We start from the raw sequence: 13,802 nt of genomic DNA on the forward strand, positions 1-13,802 counted from the left end.
GAAGCATGGCGAATATTAATATCATCACCAGGCGAAAACAGAATCTGACCTTGATTGCGGTGGCAGTCGGATTAACGTTGGTTGCCGGTGTAGGGTACTACCTGAGCCAACCGGCCCAAAAATCGGTAAAGCAGAAAACCAACAAAGAGCCGGTGCCTGATATGACCGGTGTCGTCGATACGACGTTTGACAAGAAAATTGGTCAGAAAGCGATAGCCGATATCCAAAATACGGCTAATCAGGCCGATAAAAAAATCAGCAGCTTTGAAGCCAGGTTGAAAAAACTGGAGGAAGAAAAGCGTAACAGTAACGAAAAGATAGTCTCACAGGAAAATGAACTGCTTCAGTTACGTTCACAGTTGGAAAGTGTATTAGGTGAGGATGGCGGCTCCCCCGCGGGGATGCCTCAACCCAACTTTGGTTCCAACAAGGGCGCGGTTCCCCCGCCAACTGCATTTTATCCTCCAGGCAATGCACCTGCCAATTACCAGATATCGCCACAACCTCGTAATACGCTGTCTTCCATGACCATTTCTTATGATACGGATAAGGAAACAGGGCCGGTATTGCCGTATGTGCCATCAGGGAGCTTTGCCTCGGCAGATATTATTGAGGGTGCAGACACCAATGCGTCGGTCACGGGAAGCAGTGACCCGTCGCCCATGCAGTTCCGTCTCACCGGCAAAATCATCATGCCGAATGACCGTGAGTATGATGCGAGAGGCTGCATGGTCACCGCAGCAGGGTATGGCGATATCTCCAGTGAACGGGCTTTGATCCGCACGCAAAACCTGTCCTGCCACCTGAACGGTAAAACGGTCGATATCCCCTTTAAGGGACACGTCGCTTTTGCCGGTAAAAATGGCATCAAAGGCGAGCCGGTCATGCGCAATGGCAAAATCATTGGTTGGGCGTTTGCCGCCGGCGCGGTGGACGGCATCGGGAACGGTGTGGCCAATGTGGGGAGTCAAACTGTGGGCTTGGGGGCTGTGGCCAGTACCGGGGGTTCGGATGTTGCCCGTGGAGCGTTGGGGGGCGGTGCCTCTCAAGTCGGTAAAACCCTCAGTGATTATTACATCAAGCGGGCGGAACAATACCATCCAGTGATCCCCATTGGTGCAGGCGCTGAAGTGACGGTGGTCTTTCAGGAAGGTTTTCAGTTGAAGTATGTGAACGATAAACCTAAAAAAACCACGCCGACAGAACAGGCTAAAGATGTTGCTAATACCGGTATTACCGTCACGGCCGATGCCCTAAGAGATATCAATATGGGTGACTATATTCCCAAATCTGCACCGTAGTGACCTCCCCAAATCCTATTTTTATTCTGTCTGTAAGGGATCTGACAATGCAAAACACAATCACAGCCGCACCGGTTGAACGCGACACACTCGGTTACTGGACTCACCCTGATTTTTTCACACCGGCTAACGGTAGTGAATTGGGTGTTGAGGGCGAGTTTGACGCTTGGCTGCAAAAAAATAACCTCCGTGCCTGGCACACCTTTATGACCGATGAAGATGATATTGAGGAATCGATGTATCAAGCCTATGAGAAAAGTGGCCAGGGCGATTGCAGCCACTGGACACCCTCTGATGTTGAGGGCAAAGGCTGGTTTATGGCCTCAATTCATGACAGTGATTACGGTCCCGTCTGTGTCTGGCTAAGGAATAATACCGATGAATAGTCCTGTATCCCCGCGTTTTATCCGCAACAAAATAGCAGTCTCTGCCTGTACCAGCAGCATCGCTGATCTTCCCGACTCAGACCTTGCCGCTGAAGTTATCGCCGCCAATTGTAGTTTTCGCATCATCCTTCGTTTGCCAGCCTGCCCCTATCCAGTTGAGAGGGATGAACATGATTGTCACGCGTAAACGTTTCATCACTACTGAAAGCGAGCTACAGAGCTGCCGTCAATTGCTAGCCAGTAGTACCGACTCACTGGCGGGTATTCAGGTTGCTGCTGGAAGTGGCAGCGGCATCTACAAGCGCATTCTTGAATGTCGAGAGATGGCCGAACGCGTGCGACGGCTGATGCCACCAACCCCATGCCATGATAGCTATATGTTGCTCGATCATCTGTCGTATATGGACAGCTGGTTAACTCACTTGGCGATGAGGCTGCCACAAGACCCTGACACATTGCCTCTGAAACAATGGGTTCTCGCTGGGGATGCCACCCTTATTTATTTGGCTAAGCCATACAATGCTGAAGCAGTAAGGAAGGGGATCTCTTTCACATCAGACAACCACTACGGGAATGAAAAATAATGAAAAACATTCTTCTTACTCCCTTATTAGGAAGTGTGCTGTTACTGACCGGGTGCGTCGGGATGAACAGTGATTTTACCTGTAATGAGACGGTGCAGGATCAGTGCATGACCATGGAACAGGCCAACAGCAAAGCCCGCTTCAAGCAAGAGGGGGCAGGGGCCGTCAAGGGAAAGCCGGTTTCGCCGGTGGTGTTACCGGCTGTCGTTAACCCGCAACCTGTGCCGATAACATCCCGTATAGCGCCAGCCACTCACTCGTCATCATTGCTGAAAACTCCTACTGTTCCAGCAACAACACACGCTCAGGCAAATGCAGTCACTCAGGTGACACCGCCCGTCACCGCATTTCGTCCGAGTGTACCCCCCCAGGCAGTGACAGCGTATCGGGACACCTACAGTGATATTGGGATGATCCCACCTATCCGACAGAACGCCTCCACCTCCCGTCTTTGGGTTGCCGCGTGGGTAGATGAACACGATACGTATCATCAACCTTCAGTCGTGTCATTTGTTGTCACGCCGTCCCACTGGGCAGGAGCATCTCAATGAACCTTGATAACATTTTCTCCGGTCTGTTAGGCGATTGGCGTAAGCCTGATGGTGCGAACAGGGCTAATCAGCAAATGGATGAGATGGACTATCCGCAGTTTAGCAGTCTATTGAAATACCGTATGTATGACCGCGAATCCGGATTGTTCATCAATGATAAAACCATGGGGTTTGTGCTGGAATGTGCCCCATTGGTGGGGGCCAATGAGAATATCGTCGAGGCACTGGATCATTTTCTCCGCAATAAATTGCCCCGCAAAGTGCCGCTGACCTTTACGTTACTGGGGAGTAAATGTGTCAGCCATTTATTAGACTACGGGTTGTCAGATTCAAGTTGGACAGGCCCGATGCGGCATAAATTCAATCATATCACTCAGGCGTACTATGAAAGTGGTGCCCTGAATGGTTTGCCTAACAAAAAAGGATATCCCTTAACGCTACGTAATTATCGGCTGTTTGTCAGCTACGCCGAAGAACACAGCCATCCGGACGACAGCACCCTTAATGGTATTAAGCAGACACTCAGTTCTATCCAACAGGCGTTGAATGCAGCTCAACTTTTCTCCCGCGAGCTTGATGCTCAGGGGCTGTTGTCCGTAGTACACGAAATGGCGAACTTCCGGCATGACCAGATATCCCCCTCTTCCGTCAAATACAACTCGTATGATGAAATCAATACGCAGTGTGTTGACCGTTCCATCAACCTAAACATCCAGGCAGACCACATCGTACAGAGCCTGTCCTCTTCTTCGGGCCGCCAAACGACCCGCATCAAGAGTTTCATGCTCGAGAAAAACCCGGATAAGTTCTTCCTTTGGCAGCAGGGCGACAATATCAGCCGTTTGTTGGACCCGACATCGAGTATCCCTTGCCCGTTTGTCATGACATTGACGGTTGAAGTCGAGGGGCAACAATCCACCCAGAATGAGGCCAATACCAAGTTTATCAGCCTCGATAAAAAGGCCAATTCCGCCTTTGCCAAATGGGTGCCGGGTGTCAAAGAAGCCTATAAAGAGTGGGGTGGGGTTCGTGAGCGCCTGAATAAAAATCAGTCTTCGTTGGCCCGCTATTTCTTCAACATCACCTTGTTCAACGAAGATGATGACGCTATCGCACAGAAAAATGAGAATGCGGTACTGAATACCTACCGTAATAACGGACTATCTCTGTTTAGCCCCACGTGTATGCAGCTTCGCAATTACCTGAGTATTTTCCCATTTCTCCCGCAAGAAGGGCTTTGGAGCGACCTGAAACGGACGGGGGCGACCCTTCGGGCTGAAGCTTTTCATGTGGCCAATATGTTCCCGATCATCGGTGATAACCGGGGTAATACCAAAGGTCTGCCTATTCCGTCTTATCGCAACCAGCTCGCGTTCCTGAACCTGTTTGACCAACAATCCCCCTACGGTAACGATAACTACAATCTGGCGATTGCCGGTTATTCCGGCAGCGGCAAGTCATTTTTGATGCAATCCATTATTCGGCAAATCCTCGACAGTGGGGGACGGTGCTGGGTCTTTGATATGGGTGACTCATACAAAGGTTTGTGCACGAACGTGGGCGGTGTCTATCTGGACGCCACCGAGCTGAGGTTTAATCCGTTTGCCAATATTGTCGATATTGGTGAATCCGCAGAGAGTATCCGTAACTTACTGGTTGTGTTAGCTAACCCGTCAGGGGATATGAATGACACCCATCAGGCCATTATGCTCAAGGCCGTGCACGAAGTCTGGAAGAATAAGGGAAATGCGGCCCTGATTGATGATGTGGTGGATTACATTAAACAAGAGATTAAATCGGGGGATTACAAAGATTCCGTTACCGTGCGAGGACGGATGGAAGAGATTGTTATCTCACTGGATAAGTACACGACTGGGGGGATTTACGGGGCGTATTACAACAGTGCGAAACCCTCACTGGATGATAATGTTCGCTTCTCCGTACTGGAAATGGGGAAGTTGCAGAACAAGCCCGATTTGCTGGCGGCCATCATGTTCTCGATGATGATCTACGTTGAACAGCGCATGTATCTTGCGCCGCGTAATGAAATCAAGGCGTGCGTGATTGATGAAGCCTGGAAACTGCTGTCCAACGACAACAAACGGGCGGAATCCTTCATTGAAGATGGCTACCGAACGGCCCGTAAATACCTGGGTGCCTATATCACCATCTCACAGGGGATACAGGATTTTGACGGCGATAAGGCCAGTGGCGCGGCACAAGCGGGCTGGTCCAACTCGTCCTTTAAAATCATCATGCGCCAAGACATCGACACCTTCAAAAAGTACAACCTCATCAACGTGGGGCAATTCAATAAGCTTGAGCAGGCTCTGATTGAGCATTTTCCGCCCGCTAAAAACTCGGGTTTCAGTGCCTTTATGCTGCGTGTCGGCGGACAGTCCACTTTCCATCGTCTGATGCTAGACCCCTTAAGTCGGGCCATGTGCTCATCCAATGGCGACGACTTTGAATTCCGTGAGCGCTGTATGCGAGAAGGTATGGACATAGACAGTACGATTTATCAACTTGCGCTCAAAGAATACCCCGAAGAAATGGCGAAACTGGAAGCCTGGGGCACCGCCGTTTAACCCAACAGCATGATTAACAGGAGGCCCAATCAATGAATGCTGAAACCACCCATGATGAAATATTCCCCGACCGTAAAGTTAAACGCAGTAAACGGCGTAACCGCTGTATTCGACAGGTCGCGATAGTGGCGTTTTGTATGCTTTGTCTGAATACCGGCGTCACGTTATTGATGAATCAGTGGCTTACCCCTAAAACCGTCACCTTTGATATGAAAGGGACAATTGATAATTTCATGACCCAAATGACCGCCAAAACCCTGAGTGAAGAAACCACCAATGCATTGACCCACCGCTTTAATGAAGCCCTGATGGGAAGTCTGGAAGAGTATCAGCACAATCATCGCGTCATTGTGTTGGTCAGTTCTGCGGTGGTCAGTGGGGCGGAAGATGTCACTGAAGATATTCAGGCAGTTATCGCCACCCGAATGGCGGGAGGGCAGTAATGTTCACGCAGGGTATTAAAAAGCAAAAAAATCAAACAACTGAATGAAATAGTCGCTGTCATTAACATGAGCAGAGAAGGTGCTAAGGAGCGTTATAAGAATCTTAACACGATAATTTAATCCGCCCCCGTCGTTATCTAAAAATTACACTCTTAAGGAAATTATATGAAACGTATTATATTGTGTCTTACACTTTGTATTTCTAATTTTACTTCGGCAGAGGTTCTACAGCCTCATAATTTTGCTGCGACTGAGACTTTACCGCTTCATGATACACCAATAAAGACTATCACTCAGGGCACTGTTAAATCAGAGCCGCAGCAATTTCTAAAACATGTCGGAGAATATTTAAAAGGAACGGAGCAGGATACATTTCAACAAGAACGTCTGACTTCGCTTATTGAGAAGATATCAATCAATATTGAGATTATTCGTGATGCGACTTTACGTAATAACGAGCACTGTTTATTTGACGGAAATGCTTATTCATTGGGCGCTATTCATCAGAGTATGACGATGGCGTGCCGTAAAGATAATAATGGGATGTATTACTGGTCAAAATAAATACTCTTACCTCTCCATTCTGTTTGTCAGTTACGTAAGGAGTATTTGATGCCCGATATTGCTGATGTTGCACAAGAGTATACCGATATCCAACTTAACCAGGCGCTAACAAAAATTCGCGATCCACTGAAAACACCGAGTCTCAGTATCTGCCAACACTGCAACGCCCCTATCCCGCCAGCACGACAGGCGTTAGGTGGCGTGACAACCTGTGTGACGTGTCAGGAGAGAGTGGAGTTCACACACCGTATTGTTCTGGCGGGTTATAGCCGCCGTTAACCTATTTCTACAGGATGTTAACTCAGAATGAAACAGACCAAATCTAACCAAGGTGTTATAGTAATATTATACCCGTTGGCGTTATTAGCCCTATTAGGATTGTTATCATTAATACCACAACTGTATGACTTGCCCCTGAATGAAGAAAGTGTGTACTGGCGGAATTGGCGCATTGTTGTTCTGGCTTCCATTATACCGATGGGGTTGTATTTTGTTGGGTTGACAGATATTCGTTCATGGCAGGATAAGATTACCTATTGCCTCTTTAATTCATTTGCGTTGTATTTCCCTCCTGTTGTGTCTCTCATCTGGATTTTAATAAAGTCATTCGCTTTGCTTGAATGGCAAATTCCGCTTTATGATGAATTGGGATTGATTTTGTCTACTGGTGTTGTTATTTCATGTCTTATATTGTTTTTCATAATTAAAAAAATTTAAAGCTAACTATCGTTTTTTCTCTCTTTATTATGAGTAAATCATCATGCGTCTATTTATTACCATCACACTTCTGTGTTGTCCACTGCTCACCGGTGCCCGTGATTTAGGTAAATGGGGCGATATTTATCCGGTGCAGGAGCAGAGTTTTTTAAACCTGATACAACAACGTTTAGGGGCACTGGAGAAAAGTGGCGAAATGGCCGAACTCCAACAGAGATTCAAAGATAACGTTATCGAAAACACCCTGCGACCGCCCGCAGTGGACGGACTCAGCACCGACACACAATCGCATACACTCTGGTATGACCCCACTTTTACCGCCAATCAGGAATTAAGCGACCATAAAGGCACTGTTTTTGTCCGAAAAGGGGACAAAATCAACCCACTCGATACCCTTCCGCTTAATAGCACGCTGTATTTTCTTGATGCTGATGATCCGCGCCAGGTTGAGTGGATGAAGGCACAAAAGCCACCCACGGTAAGCTACAAGGTCATTTTGGTTAAGGGCAACATTAAAACAGCCACGGAAACGCTTAAGACGCGTATCTATTTTGACCAGGGCGGCGAACTGACCCGCCGCTTCGGCCTGACCCATGTACCTGCGACGTTAACACAGGACAACAAACGGCTGAAAATTGTCAGCGCACCGATGCTGGAGGCGCACTGATGGCCTGGCGGAAATGGTGTATTGCGGTGTTGTTCCTGTTGCCCGGACTTGCCAAAGCCGATGTGATGTGCGAGGGCCGCTTTGTTAACCCGATCACCGATATCTGCTGGGAGTGCATTTTCCCCCTGAGTATCGGCAATATTCCGATTGCAACGGGTTTGGCTGCTGATACCGAAAACCCGTCCAGCCCCATACAGATATGCCCGATGGGAATATTGTACCGCGTGGGGCTGGCTATCGGCTACTGGGAACCCTTTGCGTTGACGGATGTGACCCTTTCTCCCTACTGCATGGTAAATCTGGGTGGTTTTAATCTCAATGTCGGCAAAGTTGGCACCGGCATGGCCGGGCAAAGCGACAAGACGGCTGCGGGGGCGATGTATCACGTTCACTGGTACAAATACCCGCTCACTTACTGGCTTAACATCATTACGTCTATGGGATGTTTGCAATCAGGTGACATGGACATCGGTTATCTCTCGGAGCTGGACCCTATGTGGGACGACGATACGCTTTCTCTTATCATCAATCCGGAAGCACTGTTGTTTGGCAACCCCATTGCACAGGCGGCGTGTGCCGCTGATGCCGTGGCGGCAAGCTGGAAACCCATCAATGCGTTGTTCTGGTGTGCCGGTGCGCACGGCAGTATGTATCCCTTTACCGGCTTTGCCTCCGACGAATTCAGCCAGCAACAAACCTCAATTCTGCTCTCTGAACGCATGGCATTTAAACTGCATCGACAGGGATTGATCATGAATAGCATCGGTCAAGATAGAGCCGTGTGTTTTGAGTACCCGTCGCCCATTATCCCCAAAGACCGTTACCGCTACCAGATGGTCAATATGCATGCCGATGCCCGGATGTGTCACCCCTTTGGCCGCACGGTCATGAGCTGGGAAACCGGTCATACCACCCCCGCCAGTCGCAAAAACTTCGGCTATCTCATTTGGCGTAAACGTAATTGTGTCTTTTTATAAAAGGAACCCTCCCTTGAAATTACTTCTCAGAGTCACGCTGTTGAGCGTTGTCATTGGAGCCATGCCGGTACTGGCACAAACACAAGAAGAGAACCAGGCATTCATTGAATCTATGCGCGATAAGAATGAGGCGCTGCAAAAACAAAAGGCACCGGCATCACTTCCGTTTACCCAACCCCGGCAGGGTGCGTTTGATGAAAAGTGGATCAACTCACTGAAAAAACAGCAGCAGTCTGCGTTGTCTGGCCCTGAGAAACCCCAGCCTAAAGCCCTCTACTTTGTGTCATTTTCTATTCCGGAAACAGGACTGAAGCTGATTTTGCAGGAAGCCGCCGATGTCGGTATTCCGTCGGTCTTAAATGGCTTGATTGATGATGACTTTGCCAAAACGGCCCGCGCCGTTTTTAACCTGGTCAAAGAGGATAATCGCGGTGGCGTACAAATCGACCCAGTGCAATTTCGAACCTACAACATTACCCATGTTCCGGCACTGGTGGTGATCTGCGGGGATAAATCAGATGTTATTAGCGGCTCTATCCGGATAAAAAGCGCGCTGGAGCAAATTGTCCGCGAGGGGGATTGTCCGGAGGTAGCACGGGAATTACTGGGGGAGAAATCGCATGAAGCCACACAGTAAGTTCTTCTTTTTGCCCCTGTTGATCAGTCTGGTGTTTATGACAACCAGTGGTGCCAATGATAAGTACAAGGAGGGGGCTGATTTTGGCAAATCCATTCAAGGGCAAGGTACCAATGCGTTAAATTCCTTTAACGCCCCCAATACCTTCCCCGGATTTACCGCTACGCCGCCAGAAACCGGTTATTACGGCGGGGAAACCTCGATGTCGAATGCCGATATTCTGAATGCCGGTAACAATGCACTGAACACCTCCGAAGTGGGGAAGGTGGCGCAAGAGTCTTTATTAAACCGGCCTGACGATAAGATTTCCCTGGATGCTCCCTTTATCGACAATGGTTTTCAAATTCAGGACAAGGCCGAAATTATTACCGAGGGTAGCAATGAATTCTGTGAATCGGTGAACGTCAACAAGACTGAAATCAATACTTACCGGTGTGACCGTGCACCGGCGATAGAGGTAGCTTGCACACGAACTGCTGCGATTGACGGTGACTGGGTGGACAGTACGCAGGATGTCGATGTCATCATTGATTCCACACAGCTCAGCTTTTATGCATATGGCAGTGGCAATAACCGTGAAGATGGCGCTCGAACGACGTTTACTGTTCCGGCCAACGTTAATGGCCCGATATTGAGCGCAACGCTGACGCACAGTGGCAGTGGCTCTACCTATATGATGATGCAAATTCTGGGGACTGAGGTGAATACCAGTGATGGCACTCGTGGGTTTGCGCCCGCAGTCAGCACATTATCGACGGGGCAACAAATCCCCATCAACATGATCCTCTCTTCCAGACCGAGTGCCACGGTGAGTTTCTACAACAACAAACAAGGCCGCTTTACGATTGTGCTGAGAGTGCGCACCGGCAGTCGGGAATATAAGCCTAAAGTGGTCTGGACAGAAAGTTGTCCTTTTAACAAGGCGGAAGAGGTGCTGATCACCAGCCAATGTGTTGAAGCCGGTGGCAACAGAACCATCACGGTAGAGGGCAGACAATACCCGGTTTACAGTGACTGTTGGAAGTACAAAGACACCTACTTTTCCCAGGTGGCCGATAACGGCACATGCGATAAATACATGACAGACAGTGCCTGCACATTGTCCTCGCAAAAATGCCTCACATCCATTGGTAATATTTGTACTCAGGAACAGGTGTATTTCTCCTGTGAAACCAAAATCAGCGGTGAAGCTCAACTGTGCGCCGGTGAACTGGTCTGCAATGACGGCTCTTGTGATTTATTGAACAACGATAAATCAAACAGTTTTGGTCAGGCGGTTTCTGGCCTCGCTGCATTGGCGGCGGCTGGGGAGGACGTTGCTGCACTGAACGGCATCAACGTAACCGCGTTTACCGGTGCCCCTAAATCCTGTCGTCAGGCAGCGGCCGGCTTTAGTAACTGCTGCAAAGACAGCGGCTGGGGAGCCAGTATTGGTTTGGCCCATTGTGACAGTGAAGAAAAAGCGCTGGGCGAGGCAAAAGAGCGATTACTGACGGTATATATCGGGGACTACTGTTCCAAAAAAGTGTTGGGTGTTTGCCTGCAAAAGAAAAAAAGCTACTGCCAGTTTGACTCCAAACTTGCTCAGATTATTCAGGAGCAGGGCCGTGGCTGGCAACTTGGTATTAATTTTGGTAGTGCAGAGAGTCCTAATTGTCGGGGGATAACCATCGATGAGCTGCAACGTATCCTGTTTGATAAGGTGGATTTCAGCAACTTCTACAGTGATCTGACTGACGGGACCACCATTCCCGTGGATGCCGACATTATTTCGCGCGTCAAAGAGCAGGTTGCAGCCAGCATACAACAGCAATCCGCGAGGGGGAAATGATGCGACATTCCCTGTTAACCCTGGCGTTATGTTTTCTGATAAGCCCACTGACACTGGCGGCAGATAAACCTGATGCAGTGACTTCCACCAAAACCTATACGGATGAACCGATAGTCGGCTGGCACTGGTATAACGAACCGCAGCCTGAAGAGGAAGACGAGGTGGAAGAAAAAGCCCCCGATGTCCCCCTCTCTCAGTTACCCCCCAATGTACAAATGCGGTTACTGCAAAAACTGACCGAAACGCAACTCAATACGGCCATTCTGCATCCGTCAGCAGAAAATGTGGGTAAATTCCTGCGTTTGCAACAGTTCTGGACCAATCAGGCCAGCGCGTTCCGACAGGGGGGTAAAAAAGCGTTACTGTCCTATCCTGAGCTGGATTACAACCTGCAATACAGCCATTACAACAGTACCGTTCCGGCACAATTGGCGGCGGATAAAGCCAAGCAGGTGGAGGCCATTCGTTCACTGACGCAACAATACGGTGTGTTCTTCTTCTACCGGGGCAATGAGCCACTGGATAATCTGCTGGCCACCGTGGTGCGGGATTTTGCCCACGCACAAGGCGTCGCCATTATTCCCATCAGTATGGATGGCGCTCGCAGTTCTGCGTTCCCAGCCAGTCGTATGGACAGTGGTCAGGCGCAGAAGATGGGTGTGACCCATTTTCCGGCGCTGTTTCTGGTCAATCCCACGACGCAGGAATTTAAACCGCTGGCGTATGGCTTCATGACCCAGGACGACCTCTCCAAACAATTTCTCAATGTGGCGACTGATTTCGCGCCCGTCTCTTAAAGGAATAACGATGAAAAACGAAAAACTCCTCGAAAATGTCATGCTCTTTTTTGGGTGTGCATTGATGTGTGCCGCCGTTGCCTTTCACTTTCTGGCAAGGATGGCCATCAGCTCACGGCTACTGACTCTCTCGCTATCCGGGCAGGAAACCTTACACCTGATATCGGTGGGCGGTGCCTTGTTCCTGTTCGTTATTGGGGCAGGGTTGGTGATTGCGGGCTGGCTCTATTCGGGCATGAATGCCTGGAAAACCTTTATAACAGTGAATACCCATCGGGAGGAAAAACCGTGAAAAAAGGGATGCTTTGCCTGTTTATTACGCTGTTCTTCGGTTATAGCCTCGCTCAAGCATCAGTGCGTGACGAAATAGCCCAACTGGAGGCACATAAATCCCCCTCAATTGCCCCACAAATCGAAGACGTTCCGTCACCGATAAAAGTCCCTAAAGCGGCCAATACGATACGCCTGTCCAGTGGGGTAATGGTCAATCTGAATGATTTCAATATCGTGCTGTTTATGCAGCAGAGTTGCAGTTACTGCAAACAGTTTGACCCTGTTTTGCGCGGGGTGAGCGAATCGACCGGACTGAAGGTTTTCCCTTACACGCTGGATGGTCAGGGAGATGAGAGCTACCCGAATGCGCTGCCCGCGCCACCGGAAGTGGTGGTGAGTTTCTTTCAGGAGTTACCGGTGGCCACCCCCACAGCGTTTTTGGTGAATGTGCATACCATGCAGACCTACCCACTGTTTCAGGGTGTGATGACGCCAGAGCAGGTCATGGCCCGCTTAGATGAAGTTCTGGTTATCTCTCAACGACCACAATAGCGTCATACCGTTGTCAGTCTTATTGTATTAATGCCCCGAAAATACCTCTTTTATCGTACTCAATGAATTCCATATTGCCATGGAAAGGAATTAAATATGTTTTCATGTAAACAGAAGTCTATTTCTTTAGAACAGTTGAAAGAAAATAGAGAAAAACAGATTAAGTCGTTAGATGGAAATTTGGATTTTCCAACAAAGCTTTTATTTACGGGTGTCGCTTTTTTTGTTATGTACTTAATGAGTGATTATGTTTTAAAAACGCTGTTTGATACATTAACCCGCGTTGATGGATTTGACACCAGAGTCCAGTTTGTTCTGAATATGGTGATGTATATTATGCCATGGTTTTTTGGGTTCATCAGCGTTGGGCTCATGAGTGTCGCCGCATTCATTGCCTCGGTTGAAATTGGGTATTCTGCTTTCGTATTTTATCGTTTTAATAAGAGAATAAAAAAACGTCAGCAGGAAGAAAAAAATACAAATGAACCTCAGCAAACGCAGCCTCATCATATTCAATATAAAGAGGGAGTGTCTGTTTCGGTACTGGATTTACATCATAAGGCATCTGCTCTTGCGGAACATGCTAATACAGACTACTGGGAATTTCTGATGTGTGCCTTTGGTGAAGAAGCCCATGCCCGTGGCTTTATTGCCCTGACGATTGATGAGTACCAACAGCAGATTGTGACCTGGGAAATTGAAGACTTGGATGCTCAGGATAAATCACATCTGGGCTGTACAGTTATTAAAGCCCGGCAGAAGATCTTCTCCCCGACAATAGCGCCGGATATTGTAGACCGCATTGTGACCACGGGAACTGAGGATGGATATAACACTTACTGGGCTAACATTATTTTGAACGCACTTGAAAAAGAAGGTTTGGTGGTTGTTAAAACCACCAAGACAGAACTTCCCAATAACGGATAGTCGTTAT

18 protein-coding genes are annotated in these 13,802 nt (G+C 48.6%); all 18 read left to right on the plus strand.

Going from position 1 to position 13,802, the window contains the following annotated elements:
- Positions 1 to 5 precede the first annotated feature (5 nt).
- The gene (gene traB / locus V2A84_RS00355; RefSeq protein ID WP_420073351.1) at positions 6 to 1,301 is read left to right on the plus strand and encodes an F-type conjugal transfer pilus assembly protein TraB; all 1,296 of its coding nucleotides are present in this window, start codon (positions 6 to 8) and stop codon (positions 1,299 to 1,301) included.
- A 47-nt stretch (positions 1,302 to 1,348) separates the two neighbouring features.
- Positions 1,349 to 1,687: a hypothetical protein gene (locus V2A84_RS00360; RefSeq protein ID WP_420073352.1), complete on the plus strand. Its 339-nt coding sequence runs from the start codon at positions 1,349 to 1,351 to the stop codon at positions 1,685 to 1,687.
- Positions 1,680 to 1,874 (plus strand): hypothetical protein, encoded by a 195-nt coding sequence (locus V2A84_RS00365; protein WP_420073353.1) that lies wholly within the window; start codon positions 1,680 to 1,682, stop codon positions 1,872 to 1,874. The genes V2A84_RS00360 and V2A84_RS00365 overlap by 8 nt, the downstream gene beginning before the upstream one ends.
- Complete coding sequence (locus tag V2A84_RS00370) at positions 1,858 to 2,271, plus strand: hypothetical protein (protein ID WP_420073354.1); 414 nt, start codon at positions 1,858 to 1,860, stop codon at positions 2,269 to 2,271. Before V2A84_RS00365 ends, V2A84_RS00370 begins: the two co-directional genes overlap by 17 nt.
- Positions 2,271 to 2,822: a type IV conjugative transfer system lipoprotein TraV gene (gene traV / locus V2A84_RS00375; protein WP_420073355.1), complete on the plus strand. Its 552-nt coding sequence runs from the start codon at positions 2,271 to 2,273 to the stop codon at positions 2,820 to 2,822. The genes V2A84_RS00370 and traV overlap by 1 nt, the downstream gene beginning before the upstream one ends.
- Positions 2,819 to 5,410 (plus strand): type IV secretion system protein TraC, encoded by a 2,592-nt coding sequence (gene traC / locus V2A84_RS00380; RefSeq protein WP_420073356.1) that lies wholly within the window; start codon positions 2,819 to 2,821, stop codon positions 5,408 to 5,410. Before traV ends, traC begins: the two co-directional genes overlap by 4 nt.
- 32 nt (positions 5,411 to 5,442) lie before the next feature.
- Positions 5,443 to 5,853 carry a type-F conjugative transfer system protein TrbI gene (gene trbI / locus V2A84_RS00385; protein ID WP_420073357.1) on the plus strand — a complete coding sequence of 137 codons (411 nt, stop codon included), beginning with the start codon at positions 5,443 to 5,445 and terminating at the stop codon, positions 5,851 to 5,853.
- Between the two features lie 165 nt (positions 5,854 to 6,018).
- Positions 6,019 to 6,417, plus strand: a complete 399-nt coding sequence (locus tag V2A84_RS00390; protein ID WP_420073358.1) for a hypothetical protein — start codon at positions 6,019 to 6,021, stop codon at positions 6,415 to 6,417.
- A gap of 48 nt (positions 6,418 to 6,465) precedes the next feature.
- A complete protein-coding gene (locus V2A84_RS00395; RefSeq protein WP_411935990.1) occupies positions 6,466 to 6,696 on the plus strand; it encodes a TraR/DksA C4-type zinc finger protein in 231 nt (76 codons plus the stop codon).
- Between the two features lie 27 nt (positions 6,697 to 6,723).
- Positions 6,724 to 7,134: a hypothetical protein gene (locus V2A84_RS00400; protein ID WP_420073359.1), complete on the plus strand. Its 411-nt coding sequence runs from the start codon at positions 6,724 to 6,726 to the stop codon at positions 7,132 to 7,134.
- Positions 7,135 to 7,177: 43 nt separating this feature from the next.
- A complete protein-coding gene (gene traW, locus V2A84_RS00405) occupies positions 7,178 to 7,801 on the plus strand; it encodes a type-F conjugative transfer system protein TraW (protein WP_420073360.1) in 624 nt (207 codons plus the stop codon).
- Positions 7,801 to 8,778, plus strand: coding sequence for a conjugal transfer pilus assembly protein TraU (gene traU / locus V2A84_RS00410; protein WP_420073361.1), 978 nt, complete (start codon positions 7,801 to 7,803; stop codon positions 8,776 to 8,778). The genes traW and traU overlap by 1 nt, the downstream gene beginning before the upstream one ends.
- Before the next feature lie 13 nt (positions 8,779 to 8,791).
- The gene (gene trbC, locus V2A84_RS00415) at positions 8,792 to 9,415 is read left to right on the plus strand and encodes a type-F conjugative transfer system pilin assembly protein TrbC (RefSeq protein ID WP_420073362.1); all 624 of its coding nucleotides are present in this window, start codon (positions 8,792 to 8,794) and stop codon (positions 9,413 to 9,415) included.
- Positions 9,399 to 11,246, plus strand: coding sequence for a type-F conjugative transfer system mating-pair stabilization protein TraN (gene traN / locus V2A84_RS00420; protein ID WP_420073363.1), 1,848 nt, complete (start codon positions 9,399 to 9,401; stop codon positions 11,244 to 11,246). The genes trbC and traN overlap by 17 nt, the downstream gene beginning before the upstream one ends.
- Positions 11,243 to 12,043, plus strand: a complete 801-nt coding sequence (traF, locus tag V2A84_RS00425; protein WP_420073364.1) for a type-F conjugative transfer system pilin assembly protein TraF — start codon at positions 11,243 to 11,245, stop codon at positions 12,041 to 12,043. The genes traN and traF overlap by 4 nt, the downstream gene beginning before the upstream one ends.
- 10 nt (positions 12,044 to 12,053) lie before the next feature.
- Positions 12,054 to 12,335, plus strand: a complete 282-nt coding sequence (locus V2A84_RS00430) for a hypothetical protein (RefSeq protein WP_420073365.1) — start codon at positions 12,054 to 12,056, stop codon at positions 12,333 to 12,335.
- Entirely contained in the window at positions 12,332 to 12,868 is a 537-nt protein-coding gene (trbB, locus tag V2A84_RS00435) for a type-F conjugative transfer system pilin assembly thiol-disulfide isomerase TrbB (RefSeq protein WP_420073366.1), read from the plus strand. Before V2A84_RS00430 ends, trbB begins: the two co-directional genes overlap by 4 nt.
- Positions 12,869 to 12,964: 96 nt before the next feature.
- Positions 12,965 to 13,795 (plus strand): hypothetical protein, encoded by an 831-nt coding sequence (locus tag V2A84_RS00440; RefSeq protein WP_420073367.1) that lies wholly within the window; start codon positions 12,965 to 12,967, stop codon positions 13,793 to 13,795.
- Positions 13,796 to 13,802 lie beyond the last annotated feature (7 nt).

This window comes from Yersinia sp. 2553 StPb PI (assembly GCF_052217105.1).
Lineage (GTDB): Bacteria > Pseudomonadota > Gammaproteobacteria > Enterobacterales > Enterobacteriaceae > Yersinia > Yersinia enterocolitica_E.